Raw genomic sequence first — 21,339 nt, 5'->3', positions numbered from 1 at the left:
GGACATATTTTGAAAACATAAAAACTTTACATATTTATGATACAGAGATTAAATCTTTACTAATGAAATATATACTAATTGCTGAAAAACATTTTAAATCTATATTTTCCTATTATTTTGCTGAAAAGTATCATAATACCCGCTCATTTTCATACCTTAATATCGCAAATTACAATAACAATAAAAATAAACCTTTCGAAATAATGAAAACCTTAGCACTAATTTCAAGAACTATTAGTTCTTCATTAAATGCAAGAGTGCCTAACTCAATCAAACATAATTACAGTGCTCATAATGACGTTCCTATATGGGTTATTGTAAATGAATTATCATTCGGCAGTATTATAAAACTTTACAAATTATCCGATGATAAAACTCGTAATAACATTGCTAGTGAACTCTCTAAAATTTTTAAAAGCAACATCAATGAACACGTTAAACTAGAAGCAAAATATATCGATAAAATACTAGAAAATATTTTAGAAATCAGAAACTGTGTAGCGCATGACAACAAACTTCTTGATTTCAAATGTAAAAATCATCCAAAGTATCTTAAACAGTTATATGAAGGTACAAACCTTAATCCAACAGATTCGCGGCAACACTTATTTGATGTCATATTATCCCTTAAAATCTTTTTACCTTACGATGATTACGCTTTATTTCATAATTCATTTAGAAAACGAACAATTAATATGCGAAAAAAACTTAATGAAAATATCGTTAATAAAATATATGATAGCTTTGGACTCCCAGAATCATGGGCAAATAATATTAATAAAATGCCTCAAAAATAGCATATTAAAAATGTAACAAACCTAGCATTAGCAAAGTTCATTGTATTTCTTCATTACAAAATAACCTTTTATGCTAGACAAGCTTACAAAAACTTATTTTCACTCAAGTCAGCTACTGTCATCCATATGAAATATTAAATTCGAATTGAGTGTTTATTATTACATTATCCTCCTTCTTTTACGCCTTTAGAACCAAATAAAACCATATCTACCCAATAGTCGTTCTGAGTAGATATGGTTTCTCATTATCTATAAATATGCACTTGTGGTTCTGAATCTTCTTCGTTCTTAGTAATCAATGCACGCGGTTGACTGCCGTCTTTAATATGAATTTCATACGTTGGCACATCTTTTAAGTCTTTTTCAGCGAGTTGTGTTACATACTGTGTAATCCCAATCAATTCCGCTTTACCATAGTAATCTATTGGTAAGTCGACAACGAGATGATTCACTTTTTTATTCACGAACTTCGCTTTACCCACTGCTTGTGTAAAGTTGTTGAAGTAAGACTGTAAGCTACTATTGAAGTCTTGGAAGTTACTGTTTAAATGGTCATCTAACTCTGATGCTTCACCTGATGGCAATAGCACAGTTTGTTCATCCACTTTCTTCCATTCATTAAGTTTCGCGCCATTTTTATCAGAAACTGCGTAACTTACAAAATGTCCCGGTGTGATGTCTTCTTCACTTGATTGAATATAAATCGCAAACGTAATAGGAATATCTCTCAACTGATTATTTTCACGTAAGCGCGATAACATCTCTTCAGCCATTTCTTGACCTTTTTGTTTGACCATTTTCGTATCGAGCTCTTCGCTATATGTTTCACCATATTCTTCTTTCTGATAGTAATACACACTGTTCATCGCGAGACCAATTGTCATCCCTTCGATTTCTTTCCCTTTTGTATCACTCGTACTGTAAAAATCTTGTTCCAAAATATTCGATAACAGTGCCGGTGAATTTTTCGCGATTTTCTCAGGGTCTTTCTCGCCATTCACTGATGGATTCAACCCTAAGTTCTCAGCCGCGTTTGTTTTTTCCTTTTCTTCGTCACTCATTTTATCAATTTCTTTTTTCGTATATTTCGGTTTTAAGTACGCGCGAATCGTATCTTTGTTTAAAAATTGACCGTCTTGATACAAATATTTGTCCGTTGGGAAGACTTCTTTACTAATATTTAATAAGCCGTCTTCAAAGTCTTCACCGTTATAACCGTTTGCCATTTCTTCTTGAATTAACCCACGTGCTTGGCTCTCTTTGAACGGTAAAATCGTACGGTAGTTGTCGCCCTGTACGTTTTGATCTGTCGCCATGTCTTTCACTTTTGTCTGCTTTTTAGATGTGTTTTGTTCGCGGTCTTGCTTATGTTGTGGTTGTTCATCATCTGTTGGTGCACAGGCTGTTAATACTAGACTAAGCCCTAACATCATCGCAATTGTTCGTTTCATTGCCTGCCCCCTCATTCTTCACGCATTGCGTTTTGTTTATCGATAAATTCTTGTTCTTCCCAAATCGGTGTGCCAAGTGATTGTGCTTTGGTTAGCTTAGAACCTGCGTCAGTCCCTGCAATGACAAGGTCTGTTGATTTCGTTACACTGCTTGTCACTTTGGCACCTTGCATCTTCAACCATTGTGCCGCTTCTGAGCGTGTCATTTGTTGAAGTTTTCCTGTTAATACAATGGTCTTACCGGCGAATTCTGGATGCCCTTCAATTTGTGAAAATTTCTGTCCGGTATACGTCATATTCACACCGCGTGTTTGCAGTTTTTCAAGAAGTGCTTGAATATCTTCATTCGCCATGTAAGTCACAAAAGATTGTGCCAGCTTTTCTCCAACGTCATGAATTTCTGTAAGCTCTGCTTCAGTTACATTCATCAAGCGTTCCATCGTTTCATATTTTTCTGCTAGTACATGACTCGCTTTAACGCCGAGATGTCGAATACCTAGACCAAATAATAGATGTTCTAGTGACTGCTGTTTAGACGCTTCAATTGCCGAAATTAGGTTATCCGCCTTTTTCTCTCCCATACGCTCTAGTGGCAATAAGTCTTCCTTAGTGAGATAGAAAATATCTGCCACATCTCGAATGAGTTCGTGATGATAAAGTTGCTCGATAATCTTTGTACCTAAGCCGTCAATATTCATTGCTTGGCGTGATACGAAATGAATCAAGCCTTCCACAAGTTGCGCTTGGCATTTTGGGTTAATGCAACGCAATGCCACTTCGCCTTCGATACGTACGAGTTCGTGATCACAGCTAGGACAATGTGTCGGCATATGATACGCTTCTGCATCGTCAGGTCGACGGTCCAATACGACACGTACAACTTCTGGAATAATGTCGCCAGCTTTCTTCACGACGACGCTGTCTCCAATACGAATGTCTTTCTCATGGATTAAGTCTTCGTTGTGCAATGACGCTCGTGATACGGTTGTTCCCGCAACACGCACAGGTTCTAACACTGCAGTTGGCGTTACCACACCTGTTCGACCAATACTCAACTCAATATCCAGCAGCGTTGAAACGACTTCTTCAGCTGGAAACTTATAAGCGATAGCCCAGCGTGGTGATTTTTGCGTGAAGCCCATTTCTTCTTGGTGTTCGATAGCATTGACTTTAATCACAATACCATCAATATCATACGGCAATGATGCACGATTTTCTGTCCAATATGCGATATAGTCCAGCACATCATCAATCGATGCGACTTCACGGCGTTCTGGATTGGTTTTAAATCCTAAAGCGTCAAGCTCCGCAAGTGCTTCACTTTGAGACGTCGCATCCAACTCGGTAAAGTCATTAATGCTGTATAAAAAGATGTCGAGTTTACGTTCAGCTGCAAGCTTAGAATCCAACTGACGCAATGACCCTGCCGCTGCGTTACGCGGATTCGCAAATGGTTGTTCATCATTTTGTGCTTTTATCTCATTTAACTTCAAAAATGACTTACGTGGCATATACGCTTCCCCACGTACTTCAAATGAAATTGGGCGTTCAAGTTTTAACGGAATCGCGTAGATTGTCTTTAAGTTCTCGGTAATATCCTCACCCGTCGTTCCATCGCCACGTGTCAGTCCTTGTACAAAGACACCATCTACATATTTCAATGACACTGCCAAGCCGTCAATTTTCAGTTCACACATATATGATACATCACCAACTGCTTCTCGCACACGTTGATTAAAGCGACGTAAATCTTCTTCGTTAAACGCGTTTCCTAGACTCAACATCGGTGTATCATGACGTACTTTATTAAAAGACGCTTGCGCTTGCCCACCGACACGTACTGTTGGTGAGTCAGATGATCGTAACTCTGGATGTTTGTCCTCGATGTCAATCAGTTCCGCCAGCAATTTGTCATATTCTGCGTCTGGCACACTTGGATTGTCTTGAACATGATATTCATAATTATATTGATGCAACAATTGATGTAATGTTGCAACTCTCGATTTGAGCTCCGTCATCTGTTACTCCTCCTTCTTCTGTAACGGCGCAAATTGTGCAATTAAGCGCTTAGGTCCTTCCGACTTGAAAATAATATCAAGTTCGACCGTATCTCCTTTAACACTGACATTTGAAACCATGCCTTCTCCCCATGTTTTATGAATGACCTTGTCGCCCACTTTCCAATCAGACGTTGTCGCTGCCGCACCGACTTTTGTCCCTGTTGTACGTTGACTAAAACCACGTTTTTTCGGTGGTGCTGTACGTTTATTCGGCGTAATCGGCACACTCGGTTTTGGTGTTTCCAATAAGTCTTCTGGAATCTCATTTAAAAAGCGAGAACGCATATTGGATTGTGGTTTACCAAACAATATACGTGATGTTGCATGCGTTAAATACAAAACTTGTTCTGCACGTGTAATTGCGACATAACAAATTCGTCGTTCTTCTTCCATTTCGTGATCATTGTCACTCTTGATCGCACGAATATGTGGGAATAATGTTTCTTCCATACCGATAATAAAGACAACTGGAAATTCAAGCCCTTTTGCGGAGTGCATTGTCATTAATGTGACACCCTCGTCAAAGTTCGCTTCATCAACATCCGCTACAAGCGATAAGTCTGTTAAGAAATTAATCAGTGACTGTTCTTCCAATGGCGTATTGTCTTCATAATCTTTTGGCACGGACATAAACTCATCTAAGTTTTCCAATCTGCTGCGTGACTCAAGCGTATCTTCGTTTTCAAGCGTACGGCGATACCCTGACTTCTCAAGCACTTCATCCACAATCTCACTAATCTCAAGAAACTCTTGTTCTTTCATTAAGTTTGACATCAATGTATAAAATTCTGCGGCTGCTTGCGTCACTTTTTTAGATAATCCGATAAAGTCTACTTCTGCCAATGCGTCAAACATACTGATGTCATGTCCATTCGCATAATCTTTAATTTTTTGTACAGATGATGGCCCGATACCACGTTTTGGTACGTTAATAATACGTTCTAAACTAATATCGTCCGCACTGTTCGCAATTAAACGTAAGTAGCTTAACAAGTCTTTAATCTCTTTACGGTCATAGAACTTCATACCGCCAACCATTACGTATGGGATGTTAGATTTCATCATCGTTTCCTCTAACACACGTGATTGTGCATTCGTACGATATAGGACTGCCATATCTTTCAGTGATTTGCCTTGTTGTTTGTGCTTCAAGATTTCTCTCACCACATACTGCGTTTCGTCAAGTTCGCTCGTCGCTTCGTAGTAATGAATACGCTCGCCCTCTGAATTCGACGTCCATAATCCTTTTGGTTTACGCTCCGTATTGTTACGAATAACTTCATTGGCTGCTGTTAAAATGGTTTTCGTTGAACGATAATTTTGTTCGAGATAAATCGTCTTTGCAGTTGGATAATCTTCCTCGAATGACAGGATATTTTGAATATCTGCGCCACGCCAACCATAAATAGATTGGTCCGAATCCCCTACGACACACAAGTTTTTAAATTTTTTCGCAATCATATTGACTAATGTATATTGTGCTTTGTTCGTATCTTGGTACTCATCGACGTGGATGTATTGGAACTTGTTTTGATAGTAGTCCAACACGTCAGGCACACGCTCAAATAATTTAATCGTCGTCATAATCAAGTCATCGAAGTCGAGCGCTTGGTTACGAACAAGTTGTTTTTGGTACCCTTCATACACTTTCGCTACCATAATGGCTTTAAAATCGTGCGCATCTTCCATTGCCATTGCTGGTGTTTTCAGTTCATTTTTTAAATTACTAATCTGAGACATAAAGAAACGTGGCTCATATTGTTTTGGATCAATATTTTCACGCTTTAATACATCTTTAATTACCGACTTTTGATCAGTAGGGTCAATAATCGTAAAGTTACGTTCAATACCGATGCGATCAATATCACGACGTAAAATACGTACGCACATTGCGTGAAACGTTGACATCCAAATCACTTCTGCCGCTTCTCCAACAAGTGATTGTACACGTTCTTTCATTTCTTTTGCGGCTTTATTTGTAAATGTAATCGCCAAAATATTATAAGGAGAAACTTCTTTTTCATCTAATAAATACGCGATACGATGCGTTAACACACGCGTCTTACCAGAACCGGCACCTGCCATAATTAAAAGCGGGCCTTCTGTCGTGCGCACCGCTTCACTCTGCTCTGTGTTCATATTTTTTAAGAGTGGATTCATTACGTTCTCTCCTTTATTCGAGTCGTTTTTAAAGCTTCTTTGATATTGTCATAGACGACGTTGCCAACAATAATCGTATCCGCAATCGCCGCCATTTCTTGTGCACGTGATAACGAATCAATGCCACCACCATAAAACAGTTGTGTGTCCGTTAAATACGCACGTGCTGCACGTACTGTTTCAGGATCGCCATATTGCCCACTATATTCAAGGTAGAGCACCGGCAAGCGATACACATCATTCGCCATTTGCGCATAAGTCTCAACATCTTCAATCTCTAAGTTTGTCGTTGCACGTGTTAACGTCGCCACTTTACTGTCACCATTTAATACAACATAGCCTTCAAAAATGAGTTCATCAAAGTTAATCATATGGCCGTATTGCTTTAACGCTTGGTGTAATAGTCCGTTGTGGAACGCGACATCGGTACTATTTAAGACACTTGGCACAAAATAAAAATCAAATCCTGGCATGATACTCTCAAGATTTGAAATTTCAAGTACAAGCGGTAAAGGATAACGACGTACACGACTCATCAACTGAATCACGTTATCTTCCGTCACATTGTCCGTTCCGCCAATCATGATGGCATCTGTTTGAGACATACAAAGTGCTTCTAAATCCGCGTCTGAGATTGCTTTCGCTGGGTCTAATTTAAATATATGACGCCATTGTTTAATATCGTACATCACGCACTGCTCCTTTGATTTTTTCGTACATCATATTATAGCATTTTTGTTATCTATGTGGGAGTGGGACAGGATGCTCATTTTTCTAAAAGTTGCCGTTATCCCATCATGGCATATAAAAATGCATTTTCATACGCGTCATCTACTTAATGTTCCAGATCATTCAATTTCTTGAAGGCTATAAACAAAGAACTGAAATAAAAAAAGAGACGACATATATCGCCCCTTACATACCGTAATCAAAGTATTCTTCTAATGTAGTATCTTGATCGTGAATTTTCTTCGCCAAGTCTTTGCCGACATATCTCAAGTGCCAAGGCTCGTACTGATAGCCAGTCACTTTCTCCTTACCTTCTGGGTATCTAATAATAAAGCCATATTCGTGCGCATGCGCTTTTACCCATTGCCCTTCTTTCGTCTCAACAAATGACGTTTTGAAGTCATCCGATGCATTCGCTGAACCCACATCAAACGCTAAGCCAGTTTGATGTTCAGAATATCCTGGTTTCGCACTGTATTTATTTGCGGCTGCTTCACCATCTCTTGAAACGTAGCTGTTGTACAATTGGGTTTGTGTTTCATATGAACGAAAACCGCTACGAAATACTAGACTTGTTCCGTCTTGCGTATTCGCCTCTTGTATCATACGCTCTAACTCAGCCCTTGCTTTCAGATCTTCACCCGGCGCATAATCACTCGGTAAATTAACTTTCTTATTCGCAAGGACATGGCCATCTACATACGTCACACCATCTTTTTGTGTTACTTGATGCCGTTTTTTGGTTTCATCTTGACGCGTCTCTTCAACATTTTCCTCATCTGCCGTTGATTCTTCTACACTTGCTTCTTTTTGTGCATTACATCCAGTCAACACGAGCGTAGACACGCCAGCTGCCAGTAATATTTTTCTCATGATTGTCGCTCCTATTTATCAAAAGCTTTATATATTCCTACAATAGTATATGATTGTTTGAATGCTTATTCAATATGATTGAAGATAACTGATTACAAACTTCAGTGGGATTATAACTGGATAAAATTTATTATCAAATATGTTTACAAACTAGTTTTAGAATGTGATAGAATAATATCGAGCAAGTTAAGTGGATGGTGGCTATCTGAGTATAGGGAGGTGGTGCCTATGAATGGCATAACACAAATCTTTAGAAAGGAGAAGCCCTTATGGTAACCATTGCAGATGCACTAATCCTAATGATAGCATTTAGCACCTTTGTTGTAACACTACTAGGATTAGTCGTCGCAATCATCAAATTGTCCATAAAAAAATAACCGCCACTTTTTCTTTGACACAGAAATGGCAGTTATTTTTCAACAACTAGTCACCGTCTTTTAACGGGCTCTTTATGGGGCATGCTCCAACATGTCCCTTTTTATATTTACAATGTAACATAATTACGCTTTACATTCAATATCATGCTTATTTGTTATAAAATCTCCATTGCAAATGCACGAATACTTATGATAGGTTTTAGCGATTTTATTGCTACTTGTTAGGTTTAGTAGTTGCAATTATAACACTCAATCATAAAAAATAACCGCCACTTTTTCTTTGACTGAGAATTGGCAGTTATTTTTTTACACCTAAATTAGTCACCGTCTTTTAACGGGCTCTTCCTGAGACATGCTCAAACATATCCCTTTTATATTTTTAATGTAACATAATTGCTCTTTACATTAAAAATAGTTCTCACGCGGCTTCAGTTACCTGTAGAAGATGCACTAATCCTAATGATAGCATTTAGCACTTTTGTTGTAACATTATTAGGATTAGTCACCGCAATCATTAAATTAGCCATAAAATAACCATCACTTACTTTGAGCGGTGTGATGATAATATAGAATGTGTTTCCGCACGTCCTATTACATTTAAATTTTAACATAATAATTAAATTTATACAACGTTGCGCTATAAAATTCTTCAACATACTAAGCACTTTACATTTCCATTCTTAGCATTACTTCCCAAAAGCCATTAAAAATAAATAACAGCGAAAACATCTCTATTCAGACATTTCCACTGTTATCTGCGTACCTTTATTTTTTTGTTTCGATATTCATTCGTTCTAAAATCATGGTATAGGCGTCATTTCCCCATTGTAACGAACGTTTTACGCGCGAAATGGTAGCTGTCGATGCACCCGATTCTTGTTCAATCGTCGCATATGTGTATCCTTGTTTAATCATTTTCGCAACTTGTAAACGTTGAGATAACGATTGAATCTCGTTCACTGTGCATAAATCATCAAAAAATTGATAACATTCTTCACGCGTTTCTAGAGTTAGGATCGCGTCAAACAATTCATCTAATGCTTTTCCACGTAGTTTCTCAATTTGCATGCAAACAACCCCTATATTATAGAATATCTGTTCATTCGCGGCCGCACGAACAGATAAAGTGTAGTTGTCCTATTCTAGACCTACTCTTTTAAATATTGTATCAACTTGATTAAGGTGATGTCTAGGGTCAAAGCACATATCTAGGTCTTCTTTTGAAAGTTTGTCCGTAATCACTGGATCCGCTTCCACTAATTCTCTAAATGGTGTCTTCGTTTGCCATGATGTCATCGCTTTTGGTTGTACGGTATCATATGCCTCTTCACGTACCATACCTTTGTCGATTAACGCTAATAACACACGTTGAGAATAAATCAAACCGAATGTTTTATTCATGTTCTCTGTCATGTTTTCTTCGTACACTGTTAAACGATCAACAATGTTTGTAAAACGGTTCAACGCATAGTCTAATGCAATCGTAACGTCTGGTAACATGATACGCTCTGCAGATGAATGTGAAATATCACGTTCGTGCCATAACGCAACATTCTCATACGCTGTTGTAATGTAGCCACGAATTACACGTGCGATACCTGTGATGTTTTCTGAACCGATTGGGTTACGTTTATGTGGCATAGCTGAAGAGCCTTTTTGACCTTTCGCAAATGCTTCTTCTACTTCTCGTGTTTCTGTTTTTTGTAGGTTGCGGATTTCGACTGCAAATTTTTCAAGAGATGTCGCAATCAAGCTTAATGTTGCAATGTAGTATGCATGTCGATCACGTTGCAATGTTTGAGTTGAAATAGGTGCCGCACCGATGCCAAGGTGTTTACATACGTATGCTTCAATTTCTGGTGGGATATTCGCAAATGTACCGACAGCGCCACTCATTTTGCCTACTTCAATTTCTTCACGCACACGTTTAAAGCGCTCCATGTTACGTTGCATTTCAGCGTACCATAATGCCATTTTCACACCGAATGTTGTTGGCTCAGCATGCACACCGTGTGTACGTCCCATCATTAATGTTGTTTTGTATTTTTTCGCTTTCGCTGCTAACACTTCGATAAAACGTTCTAAATCTTTCTCGATAATATCGTTGGCTTGTTTCACTTGGTAGCTGAGTGCTGTATCAACAACATCTGTTGACGTTAAACCGTAATGTACCCATTTACGTTCTTCGCCTAGTGTTTCAGATACTTGTCTTGTAAATGCGACAACATCGTGACGTGTCTCTTGTTCGATTTCTTTTGCACGCTCAACATCTACACGTGCATGTTCGCGAATTTTTTTAACGTCTTCTTTAGGAATATAGCCCAATTCACTCCATGCTTCACTCGCTAAAATCTCAACTTCTAACCATGCTTCGTAGCGGTTTTGATCTGTCCAAATACGTGACATTTCTTCTCTTGAATAACGTTCAATCATTAGTCATAAACTCCTATCTCAAATATTAGTTTTATTATAGCAAACCTACAACATCTATCCATTCTCTATTCAATCAGATTTATCGTTCGGAATCAAGCGTCTTTTAACAATTTAATTTGTGTGACATTTCTAAAGAGTTCTTTTAACACGAATTATAACCCCTAAACGCAAAATAAAGTTCGTTTTCTATACACATAAAAAGCCAAGGTACTACTGTAACCTCAGCTTTTTACATATGACGTGTTATTGTTCAAGTTTCTTCCCAGTAAACACAATTTCTTGTCTCAAAACTTCAACACTGCCATCTTTATTCTCTTTAAATACAGGCTTTTCATAGCGTTTCACTGGCATGTAGCCTGCTTCTCGCATGCGTGCTAAACAATCTTGTATCGTTTCATCCGCTTCTACTCTAAATTTCATCTGTATCATACGCCTTTACTTTTTTGCTTCGTACACCTTTCACCCAGAAACCGCCGTGAATCGTACGTGGTTCATAGGCAATGACAAAGGCTTTTGGATCCAATTGTTTAATCGTGTCCATTAGTTTGAGTTCAAAACGACGCGGTGTGAGGATTTGCATCACAAGGCGTTCGCCATCACGCCCGTGCGCACCAAAATGGGTCACGCCGTAACCTAGGTCACGCAATTGACGTGGTAAATCCATATCTAAATTGACAGTCGTTACATTAACAACTGAATAGCCAAGTGCTAACTTCTCTTCTATCTTCATTCCGACAATAATACCTACAGAAAAACCTAATGCATATGCGATAATATTTTGAATCTGGTCAAGACTCGACATAACGAGGCCTAATCCAATTACGTAGACAAGTACTTCTACAAAGCTGACGATTGCGGCAACATAACGATAGCCTTTTAATGTTAATATGACACGCATTGTGAGTGCTGTCACATAGGCAACGTTAATCAAAAAGATCGCAATCAACATCAGCCATGGATTTTCATTGATGATACTCATAGACTCCCTCACTCTCAGTAAAATCTAGCTTATTTTACCAAGTTGGTGTGGGTTTGTCATTAACTTATTGTTTCGGCCAAGTAAAACGTGTATACGCTAATTCACGCTTATGCGCATTGCGTACAAAATACCCTTCAATCACTTCCGCTTCTGCTGGTGTGACAGGCTTACCTTCTAAATAGTCGTCTATCGCATCATACGTAACACCAAGTGCTACCTCATCAGGGAGTTGTGGCTTGTCGTCTTCTAAATCGGCTGTTGGTGCTTTTTCATATAAGTGTGCAGGTGCACCTAAATATTTTAACAACTGACGCCCTTGACGTTTATTGAGGCCAAATAATGGCGCAATATCCGCAGCACCGTCACCATGTTTCGTGAAAAAGCCTGTAATGTTTTCTGCTGAATGATCTGTACCGACAACGATACCACTTGTATTGGCAGCAATCGCATATTGTACTTTCATGCGTTCACGTGCTTTTTCATTCCCTTTTTGGAAGTCGGTCAACATAATCCCTGCCGCTTCAAGTGCAGCAACGCTTTGGTCAACGGCTGGTTGAATATTTACTGTTATAGTACGATCTGGTTCAATAAATGCTAATGCGTCTTCAACGTCATCTGCATCACGTTGTACGCCGTATGGTAACTTGACGGCAATAAATGTATACGGCTGGTCAGCGGTTTCGTTCAGTTCGTTGACTGCGAGTTGTACGAGCTTACCCGCCAACGTCGAATCTTGCCCACCTGAAATACCTAATACGAGTGTACGTACAAATGAATGTACTTTGACGTATTGTTTGATGAAGCTTTTAATGGTTTCAATCGTTTCTGCGCTATCAATCTTTGGCTCGACTTTCATATCGCTGACGATTTTGGCTTGCATGCTATTCATTGGCATCCTCCATCTCTTTGACTTTTTCAGCCACTTCAAAGATACGTTTATGTTTGTTTTCCCAACATGCAGTACTCAAGTCAACTGGATACTCTTCCGGATTCAAGTAACGCTTATTTTCATCCCACAACAAGTTTAAGTTTTCTGCCAAGTATGCTTTGGCGTCTTGTTCAGATGGACATTCATACACACGTTTACCGTCCACGAAAATATCATGATGTAAATCAATCGCTTTGAAGTGCTTAATAAATTTTGTTTTATAAGTGTGAATAGGGTGAAACATTTTCAATGGTGATTCAGACGCTGGATCTTCATGTTCTAACGTAATATAGTCGCCCTCTGCTTTATTTGTTTTCGTATTGATAATGCGATATACACGCTTCATGCTTGGTGTCGTTACTTTTTCAGCGTTATTTGACAGTTTAATACGATCGACATAGTCACCGTCTGCATTTTCCACAGCAACCATTTTGTATACTGCGCCAAGTGCTGGTTGTTGGTAAGCTGTAATTAATTTTGTGCCAACACCCCAGACGTCTACTGCTGCACCTTGACCTTTCAAGCTTGAGATTGTTGCTTCATCAAGGTCGTTCGACGCGATAATTTTAGCATCTGGAAAACCAGCAGCGTCTAACATTTTACGTGCTTCTTTAGACAGATACGCAATATCTCCTGAGTCTAAACGAATACCAATAAAGTTGATTTTATCGCCAAGTTCTTTAGCAACACGAATTGCATTTGGTACGCCGGATTTCAATGTATGGAACGTATCTACTAAGAAGACACAGTTTTTATGACGTTCGGCATATTTTTTAAACGCTTCGTATTCATCGCCATACGTTTGGACAAATGCGTGCGCGTGTGTACCTGAAACAGGGATGTCGAATAGTTTACCTGCGCGGACGTTGCTCGTTGAATCGAAACCACCGATAATTGCTGCACGTGCGCCCCATACGGCTGCGTCCATTTCATGTGCACGGCGTGTCCCAAATTCCATTAACGTATCATCCGGTGCGACTTGCTTGATTAAACTCGCTTTTGTCGCGATAAGTGTTTGGAAGTTGATAATATTCAGCAGTGCGGTTTCAATCAATTGTGCTTGGATTAACGGCGCCTCAACACGTAGCAGTGGTTCGTTATTGAAACATAATTCCCCTTCTTGCATTGAACGGATGTTGCCCGTAAAACGCAAATCTTTCAAGTAATTTAAGAAATCGTCTTGATAACCAATGGATTTTAAATAATCAAGATCACTTTGCGTAAAACGACAATTTTCAACAAAGTCAATCACTCGACGCAACCCGTTAAATACAGCGTAACCACTACCAAACGGCATTTTTCTAAAGTACAAATCGAATACGGCTTTACGTTCATGAATGCCGTCAAACCAATAAGACTCTGCCATGTTAATTTGGTACAAATCATTGTGTAGCATGAAGCTATCATCATCAAATTGATACATTGTAATATTCCCTCTATTCACCATAAATTGTTTTTGAGTTTAGATACCCCCATCATATCACAGATACACAGTCATCGTGCAACGAAACAGAATGATAGAAAGCGACATTAAAATAATCAAGATTGAGACAAAATGATGACATTCTCTGTTATGACTATCAATGAACCACAATATTTCACTATAATAATGTTGAGGTGGGGAAAATGTTACAAAAAGCACGCACATTTATTACAGACATGTATAAGGAATTGAACCTATCAGAAACAGCTTGTGCGGAACGTATCGCACAGATTGAACGAGAAATTACAGAAACGGGCACATATCGTCATACAACAGAAGAGTTAACGTATGGTGCACGTGTCGCATGGCGTCAGTCGAATCGTTGTATCGGACGTTTATTTTGGGATAAGTTAATTGTCAAAGACGCACGTGATGTACAAGACGAAGCGACGTTTATTGACACGATTCATGAACATATTGACACAGCAACAAATGGCGGTCGCATTAAACCGTACATTACGATTTTTGCACAATCAGATGAACCTGGTCCTAGAATATTTAATAATCAATTGATTCGTTATGCCGGATATGCCGAGAAAGGCGATCCAGGCGAACGAGAAGTTACACAACTTGCAGAACACTTGGGCTGGCGTGGTGAAGGGACAGATTTTGATGTTTTACCACTTATTTATCAACTCCCTGGTCAACCGATGACATATCATGAATATCCTAAATCACTGATTATGGAAGTACCGATTCAACACCGAAACTTTCCGAAAGTCGCGGACCTTGGCTTAAAATGGTATGCCGTACCAATTATTTCGAGCATGGACTTGAAAATTGGTGGCATTACATATCCGACTGTGCCTTTCAATGGTTGGTATATGGTCAATGAGATTGCGGTGCGTAACTTTACTGATAGCTATCGTTACAATTTATTAGAAACATTTGCGCAAGCGATGGACTTTGAAACATTACGCAACACATCGTTTAACAAAGACCGTGTCCTTGTTGAAATCAATGATGCTGTCTATCACTCATACAAACAAGCTGGTGTGTCGATGGTCGATCATCTAACTGCCGCCAAGCAATTCGAACAATTTGAACAGAATGAAGCGGACTGTGGTCGCTCGGTCACTGGTAAATGGTCGTGGCTCGCACCACCCCTTTCACCAACGTTAACCGCAAATTATCATCACGGATATAACAATGAAATTCGTGAACCGAACTTTTTCTATAAACAAAAGACGTCTTCTGGGTGTCCATTCCATTAAGTTCGTGTACAATAGATGCAAGTTGACTTGAAAGTGAGTGATTGTGATGAAATTGTATTACCTCGGTCCTCAAGGGACATTCTCATATCTTGCCGCCCAACAATATTGTGATGACCATGAGGCAACTGAGCTGATTGCCAAACAACAACTTTATGAAGTGATGACTGCCTTATTAGATGATCCGACGAGTCGTGCGATTGTACCGATTGAAAATGCGATTGAAGGTACGATTAACATCGTGGCAGACACGTTAGTTGAACAACCTTTTACAGTTGTAGATGAAGTGTTACTCGATATTACATTTGGCTTGTATGGAAAGCCTGGGAAACAGTTGAGCGACATCACGAAAGTATTTTCCATTGGGCCTGCGATTAGCCAGACACAAAAGTTTATTCATCAACATCACTTGGCTTATGACTATACAACGAGCACAATTGCTGCTTTAGATCATATTGACGATACAACTGCTGCCATTATTCCGCTTGGTAGTGGCGAAATGTACGGCTATGAACCGTTAGCGACACATATTGAAGATTTTACACACAATCAGACACGCTTTCTTGTGTTACAGCATGCAGACTATGCGACAGAAACACAAGGTGATAACTGCTTATTAGTCATTACACCGCAACGCGATCAACCGGGATTGTTGGCGAGTGTGTTGAATACCTTTGCCTTGTTCCATGTGAATTTGTCTTGGATTGAATCACGTCCATTAAAAACGCAGCTCGGTATGTATCGTTTCTTTGTTCAAGCGGACTGTCCAAATCAACAGGACCTGGACAAGATTATTACGATCCTCCAAACATTGGATTTTGATATACAGTCACTCGGCCGTTTTAAATAATGGCACAAAAATCCCCCTGTCACGTAATCAGTGTGATAAGGGGGATTTACTTATGTGATGCTTTTATTCGACACGTACTTTTCACGACATTTTGGCAGTTGTTCGTTATTGAGAACTGTCAGCCCATTGATAGCGGTAAATGCGATAGGACTGCAGTTTCCTTCAAAGACATTATTTAAAATTTCAACTTTTTCGTGCGGGGCATCGGCATGACTTCTAATATGTAGGGTGTCTTTTGGACCAATATTCATAAATGTATTATCCAACACGCAAAAATCTTCGCCACCTTGTTTCACATGGGTCTTACCATCAAGTGTACAAGCGTTTTTACCTTGATAGACACCTAAGTAGCGAATGCCACCCACACAGTTGCGAAACACATTTTGATGAATTAGCATATGTTTCCCTTTTAATGGCGTTAGCGCATAATCTTGCATACCGTCAAAAACGTTTTGTTGAATAACGACTGTATTGTAAAAGTGGTCAACGCGACTGGCATGCGAACCAATGGCACGATTCCACGCCTGCATATGCCCTTCATGTGAATTACCAAAATAACAATTTTCTATGATGACACGTTGCGTAATCGTCCCGTCGTTACGTCCGAACTTCGGAAACGCCCCTTTGACAAATAAATCCAGCTGAATCGCCTCTGAGAAGCCACGGTCTTTATTGACGTCATAGAAACCGAGAAATTCGCAACCATGAATATGTACACCATCCAGCCCACAAGCATCGATGCCGTGACCGCCTATTACGTTTTTAATCGTTACACCATTCACTTCTACTTCACGCGCATGTCCTAAACACATCGCTGTATTATTGTAAGGATAGTGATTGCCGTTCATATCAAACGTGCCACCAATGATACGAATATCACCATGCCCATCATAATGATGATAGCGTCTCAAGCTCGATCCATTTTTAAGTAACGCATCTCGCCCAGTACGCAATAACGTCGCATCTTTATCTAACATTAACGTAGTACCTGCATATATTTTTAATGCTTTAATGATATGATACGTCCCTGCAGGAATATACACTGTAACCGGACCTTTCTTTGCCTGGTTCAAGGCACGTTGGATTCCAATCGTATCCCGCCATTTATTTTGAGTTGTTGCACCAAAATCTAAAACATTTATAACCAATTGTGTGGACGCCTCCTATATAAAAGTTATACTATACATAATAATAGCTTCTTTGTTATATATACCCAAATTTTAGGAGGATCCACATGACAAAACGTGCATTGTTAATTGTAGATTATTCATATGATTTTATCGCTGATGATGGCAAGTTGACGTGTGGCGAAGCGGGCCAGCGCATTGAACCGTTTATTGTACAACGTATTCAAGACTACAACGCCCAAGCGGACCACATTTTTTTCTTGATGGATTTGCACTTTGAGAATGACGCGTATCACCCAGAAACGAAACACTTCCCGCCTCATAATATCGTTGGAACGCATGGACGAGAATTATATGGCAAAGTAAAAGCACTCTATGACACAATCAAAGCACAGGACAACGTGCATTTTATTGATAAGCGCCGTTATGATGCATTTTATGGCACACCACTTGATGCTTTATTAAGAGAACGTCACATTGATACAGTAGAAATTTTAGGCGTATGTACAGATATTTGTGTGCTACATACAGCTGCCAGTGCATACAACCTTGGCTATCATATGATTATTCCGTCAGCCGGTGTCGCTTCATTTAACCAAGCTGGTCATGAATGGGCACTATCACACTTTAAAGATACTTTAGGCGCAGAGGTAGAATAAACCTACATGCGCATGCTAAAATATGAGTGAGAAACCTATATAAGGAGATTGAAACTATGACAACATATATTTTTGGTCATCAAAACCCAGATACTGATGCGATTTCATCAGCAATTATCATGGCAGACTTTGAACAACAAAATGGTAATCAAGACGCAAAAGCATATCGTTTAGGCGATGTTAGCCCTGAAACACAATATGCTTTGGATTATTTCAAAGTGTCAGCACCAGAATTATTAACAGACGACTTAACAGATCAAGATGTTATTTTAGTCGATCACAATGAATTCCAACAAAGTGCGGAAACAATTGACAAAGCAGTTATCAAGCACGTTATCGATCACCACCGTATCGCAAACTTTGAAACAGCTGGTCCATTGTACTACCGTGCAGAACCTGTAGGCTGTACAGCTACAATTCTTTATAAAATGTACAAAGAAGAAGGTTATGAAATCCGCCCTGAAATTGCAGGTTTAATGATTTCAGCAATTATTTCTGACAGCTTATTATTCAAATCACCTACTTGTACGACACAAGATGTGAATGCGGCAAAAGCATTAGCAGAAATTGCTGGTGTGGACCTTGATGCATACGGTCTTGATATGTTAAAAGCAGGCGCGTCAACAGCTGACAAAACAGAAGAACAATTATTAGACGCTGATGCCAAATCATTCAGCATGGGTGATTACACAGTGCGTATCGGTCAAGTGAACACAGTTGATATTGACGAAGTATTTGCGCGTCAAGAAGCACTTGAAAATGCGATGAACAAAGCAAGTGCTGAAAACGGCTATGATATTTTCGTTTTAGCAATTACAGATATTATTAACAGCGACTCTAAAATTTTAGTAGTCGGTGCTGAAACAGACGCAGTCGCAGCAGCATTTGATACGAAACTTGAAAACAACACAGCGTTTTTACCAGGTGTTGTATCACGTAAAAAACAAATCGTACCACCAATTACAGCAGCATTAACTAAATAATCTATTTCAAAGGTTGTGAATGACTATGACATACGATATTCAAGAAACAGATAACAAGTTCTATATCGGAGAAGACGCAAGTGCACCACAAGCAGAAATTACATTTATCTACCGTGACGAACATACCATTGATGTGAATCATACGTATGTATCGCCTGAATTGCGCGGTGGCGGTGTTGCCAAGCAATTGTTCAACCGCGTGATTGATAAAGCACAACGCGACAATTTAAAAATCATTCCAACATGTAGCTATGTAAAACTACAGTTTGATAAAGATCCATCACTTGCGCCATTAAAGGCGTAACATATTGAAGGACTGGGCCATGAACGCTCAGTCCTTTTATACAATCATCAGATAGAAAGGACTGAAAACATGCCAAACATCTCTGAACTAGTCGAACAATCGAAAGCCTATTTTCAAACACATGAAACAAAGTCGATTAAATTTCGTAAAAAACAGTTGAAGCGCCTAGCTAAAAGTATTAAGCAACATGAGTCCGCTTTGTTAAACGCACTTGCAACAGATCTTGGAAAAAGTGGTGTAGAAGCTTATACTACTGAGATTGGCTATACATTGGGGAGCATTAAGCAGATGCAGAAGTCTATCCAAAAATGGAGTAAGAAAGAAGCGGTCGATACGCCACTATGGCTGTTCCCAGCCAAAAGTTCTATTGTGAAAGAACCACTGGGTACGGTACTAATTATTGGCCCATTCAACTACCCTTTCCAATTAGTGTTTGAACCATTGATTGGTGCAATCGCAGCTGGTAACACGGCTGTCGTGAAACCATCTGAATTGACACCAAATGTAGCGCGTGTCATTGAAGACATCATTACAGCAACATTTGATTTTAAATATGTATCCGTTGTTCAAGGGGGTGCAGACGTCATTCAAACATTACTCAAACAGCCATTCGACCATATTTTCTTTACAGGTAGTGAACGTGTCGGTAAGATCGTATACCAAGCAGCAGCCGAGCAATTGATTTCGGTCACACTTGAATTAGGCGGTAAATCTCCTGTTATTATTGATCAGACTGCCAACCTGAAAGTTGCCAGTGAACGTATCTGTTTCGGGAAATTCGTCAATGCTGGACAAACATGTGTCGCACCCGACTATATTTTAATTGACGAAACCGTGAAAGATGACTTTGTGCGCGCCTTACGTACGACATTGAAAGAATTTTATGGCACACATCCATTGAGTAGTGAAGACTTAGGACACATCGTCAATGAACGTCATTTTGACCGTCTTGCCGCAATGATGGACGCTCAGCAAGCACAATGTGTTATTGGTGGCGAACGTAACATGGCACAACGTCGTATTGCGCCGAGCGTGTATGATAACGTGAAAGCAGACGAGCCACTGATGCAAGAAGAAATCTTCGGACCACTCCTGCCAATCATGACGTACACGCAACTCGACGATGCGATTCAATTTGTCCAATCACGACCAAAACCATTAGCATTGTATTTATTTAGTGAAGATGAGAACGTCACGAATCGTATCCTAGATGAAGTTTCCTTTGGCGGTGGTGCAATAAACGATACGTTATTACACCTTGCCAATCCAAACCTACCATTTGGCGGCGTCGGTGCATCAGGTATCGGTCACTATCACGGCAAATACTCATTCGATACCTTTACACATGAGAAGTCATATATTTTCAAAACTACAAAACTTGAAACAGGATTATTATTCCCACCATATAAAGGGAAATTTAACTATGTCAAACAACTATTGAAGAAATAATATGGGAAAAGAGGTTGGGACAAAAGCGCTTAGGATTTGAGCAGAACCGAACGATGAGCAAAATTACTTTTCAAATTTTGCCGAAATCGTGGCAGTTCTGTCGAAAATCCTGCTTTTGGGACACCGTTTATCGGTTTCCCAGTGCTTAAATTTATTGTGTCCCAGCCCCTTTTCATTTATCCTTATTTATTGGTGAAATCCAGTGTCCAAATGATGATTTACTATGAAAACTTTTATCCATAACGTGTTTTCCTTTGTATTGGATTTGGATAAATATTACTACCTCCAACCAGTATAAAGGAATTTTTATGCTTGAAATTAACAGAAAATTTTTTTAGTATAAGTAAAGTTTAAACATTCTTATGCGACACTAGTGATTTATTTTAAATATTGAAATGTGTAAATGTTTATTGATTTTAAAATATTTACACGATATAATTTTTATAGTCTGATAATTCTGATTATAAAAATTAAAGAGGATATATT

At 39.2% G+C, this 21,339-nt stretch carries 21 protein-coding genes; 9 read left to right on the top strand and 12 right to left on the bottom strand.

Annotated features, from left to right (window positions below; genetic code table 11):
- Positions 1–797 (top strand): Abi family protein (locus tag CD122_RS07215; protein WP_103358325.1); only part of this gene is annotated, 797 nt, incomplete at its 5' end.
- A gap of 245 nt (positions 798–1,042) precedes the next feature.
- Here the strand turns inward: CD122_RS07215 and CD122_RS07210 are convergent.
- The 5 genes from CD122_RS07210 to CD122_RS07190 form a co-directional block, all read right to left on the bottom strand.
- Positions 1,043–2,248: a CamS family sex pheromone protein gene (locus tag CD122_RS07210; protein ID WP_103358324.1), complete on the bottom strand. Its 1,206-nt coding sequence runs from the start codon at positions 2,246–2,248 to the stop codon at positions 1,043–1,045.
- An 11-nt stretch (positions 2,249–2,259) separates the two neighbouring features.
- On the bottom strand, positions 2,260–4,266 hold the full coding sequence (ligA, locus tag CD122_RS07205) for an NAD-dependent DNA ligase LigA (RefSeq protein ID WP_103358323.1): 2,007 nt from the start codon (positions 4,264–4,266) through the stop codon (positions 2,260–2,262).
- Between the two features lie 3 nt (positions 4,267–4,269).
- On the bottom strand, positions 4,270–6,468 hold the full coding sequence (gene pcrA, locus CD122_RS07200; RefSeq protein WP_103358322.1) for a DNA helicase PcrA: 2,199 nt from the start codon (positions 6,466–6,468) through the stop codon (positions 4,270–4,272).
- On the bottom strand, positions 6,468–7,157 hold the full coding sequence (gene pcrB / locus CD122_RS07195) for a heptaprenylglyceryl phosphate synthase (RefSeq protein WP_103358321.1): 690 nt from the start codon (positions 7,155–7,157) through the stop codon (positions 6,468–6,470). The genes pcrA and pcrB overlap by 1 nt, the downstream gene beginning before the upstream one ends.
- Before the next feature lie 226 nt (positions 7,158–7,383).
- Positions 7,384–8,070, bottom strand: a complete 687-nt coding sequence (locus tag CD122_RS07190; protein ID WP_103358320.1) for a M15 family metallopeptidase — start codon at positions 8,068–8,070, stop codon at positions 7,384–7,386.
- Positions 8,071–8,339: 269 nt separating this feature from the next.
- On the opposite strand from CD122_RS07190, the gene CD122_RS12515 reads away from it, so the two are divergent.
- Both CD122_RS12515 and CD122_RS12510 read left to right on the top strand, forming a co-directional pair.
- The gene (locus CD122_RS12515) at positions 8,340–8,447 is read left to right on the top strand and encodes a putative holin-like toxin (RefSeq protein WP_169926485.1); all 108 of its coding nucleotides are present in this window, start codon (positions 8,340–8,342) and stop codon (positions 8,445–8,447) included.
- 393 nt (positions 8,448–8,840) lie between these two features.
- Positions 8,841–8,981: a putative holin-like toxin gene (locus CD122_RS12510; protein ID WP_276307406.1), complete on the top strand. Its 141-nt coding sequence runs from the start codon at positions 8,841–8,843 to the stop codon at positions 8,979–8,981.
- Positions 8,982–9,212: 231 nt separating this feature from the next.
- Here CD122_RS12510 and CD122_RS07185 read toward each other — a convergent pair whose 3' ends face one another.
- The 6 genes from CD122_RS07185 to CD122_RS07160 all read right to left on the bottom strand — a co-directional run bounded on the left by CD122_RS07185 (position 9,213) and on the right by CD122_RS07160 (position 14,210).
- On the bottom strand, positions 9,213–9,515 hold the full coding sequence (locus CD122_RS07185) for a YerC/YecD family TrpR-related protein (RefSeq protein WP_044360637.1): 303 nt from the start codon (positions 9,513–9,515) through the stop codon (positions 9,213–9,215).
- A gap of 69 nt (positions 9,516–9,584) precedes the next feature.
- A complete protein-coding gene (purB, locus tag CD122_RS07180; protein ID WP_103358319.1) occupies positions 9,585–10,880 on the bottom strand; it encodes an adenylosuccinate lyase in 1,296 nt (431 codons plus the stop codon).
- 243 nt (positions 10,881–11,123) lie between these two features.
- The gene (locus CD122_RS07175; RefSeq protein ID WP_103358318.1) at positions 11,124–11,300 is read right to left on the bottom strand and encodes an NETI motif-containing protein; all 177 of its coding nucleotides are present in this window, start codon (positions 11,298–11,300) and stop codon (positions 11,124–11,126) included.
- Complete coding sequence (locus CD122_RS07170; protein ID WP_044360639.1) at positions 11,290–11,859, bottom strand: DUF2179 domain-containing protein; 570 nt, start codon at positions 11,857–11,859, stop codon at positions 11,290–11,292. Before CD122_RS07170 ends, CD122_RS07175 begins: the two co-directional genes overlap by 11 nt.
- Before the next feature lie 64 nt (positions 11,860–11,923).
- Positions 11,924–12,748 (bottom strand): ammonia-dependent NAD(+) synthetase, encoded by an 825-nt coding sequence (gene nadE / locus CD122_RS07165; protein ID WP_103358317.1) that lies wholly within the window; start codon positions 12,746–12,748, stop codon positions 11,924–11,926.
- Positions 12,741–14,210 (bottom strand): nicotinate phosphoribosyltransferase, encoded by a 1,470-nt coding sequence (locus tag CD122_RS07160; RefSeq protein WP_103358316.1) that lies wholly within the window; start codon positions 14,208–14,210, stop codon positions 12,741–12,743. The genes nadE and CD122_RS07160 overlap by 8 nt, the downstream gene beginning before the upstream one ends.
- 203 nt (positions 14,211–14,413) lie before the next feature.
- Between CD122_RS07160 and CD122_RS07155 the strand changes: the two genes are divergently transcribed.
- Both CD122_RS07155 and CD122_RS07150 read left to right on the top strand, forming a co-directional pair.
- Positions 14,414–15,484 (top strand): nitric oxide synthase oxygenase, encoded by a 1,071-nt coding sequence (locus CD122_RS07155; protein ID WP_103358315.1) that lies wholly within the window; start codon positions 14,414–14,416, stop codon positions 15,482–15,484.
- Positions 15,485–15,530: 46 nt separating this feature from the next.
- A complete protein-coding gene (locus CD122_RS07150) occupies positions 15,531–16,331 on the top strand; it encodes a prephenate dehydratase (RefSeq protein WP_103358314.1) in 801 nt (266 codons plus the stop codon).
- Between the two features lie 50 nt (positions 16,332–16,381).
- On the opposite strand, the gene CD122_RS07145 is transcribed toward CD122_RS07150, so the two are convergent.
- Positions 16,382–17,479: a glycosyl hydrolase family 28-related protein gene (locus tag CD122_RS07145; protein WP_103358313.1), complete on the bottom strand. Its 1,098-nt coding sequence runs from the start codon at positions 17,477–17,479 to the stop codon at positions 16,382–16,384.
- Between the two features lie 86 nt (positions 17,480–17,565).
- Between CD122_RS07145 and CD122_RS07140 the strand changes: the two genes are divergently transcribed.
- The 4 genes from CD122_RS07140 to CD122_RS07125 all read left to right on the top strand — a co-directional run bounded on the left by CD122_RS07140 (position 17,566) and on the right by CD122_RS07125 (position 20,853).
- A complete protein-coding gene (locus tag CD122_RS07140; RefSeq protein ID WP_103358312.1) occupies positions 17,566–18,117 on the top strand; it encodes a cysteine hydrolase family protein in 552 nt (183 codons plus the stop codon).
- Positions 18,118–18,173: 56 nt separating this feature from the next.
- Positions 18,174–19,100, top strand: coding sequence for a manganese-dependent inorganic pyrophosphatase (locus tag CD122_RS07135; protein WP_103358311.1), 927 nt, complete (start codon positions 18,174–18,176; stop codon positions 19,098–19,100).
- A gap of 25 nt (positions 19,101–19,125) precedes the next feature.
- Positions 19,126–19,404 carry a GNAT family N-acetyltransferase gene (locus CD122_RS07130; protein WP_103358310.1) on the top strand — a complete coding sequence of 93 codons (279 nt, stop codon included), beginning with the start codon at positions 19,126–19,128 and terminating at the stop codon, positions 19,402–19,404.
- A 69-nt stretch (positions 19,405–19,473) separates the two neighbouring features.
- On the top strand, positions 19,474–20,853 hold the full coding sequence (locus CD122_RS07125) for an aldehyde dehydrogenase (RefSeq protein ID WP_103358309.1): 1,380 nt from the start codon (positions 19,474–19,476) through the stop codon (positions 20,851–20,853).
- Positions 20,854–21,339: the final 486 nt, after the last annotated feature.

Source organism: Staphylococcus rostri, from assembly GCF_002902145.1.
Classification (GTDB): Bacteria; Bacillota; Bacilli; order Staphylococcales; family Staphylococcaceae; genus Staphylococcus; species Staphylococcus rostri.
Note: the sequence above shows the minus strand (reverse complement) of the source record. Positions and strands in the feature narration are given on the sequence as shown.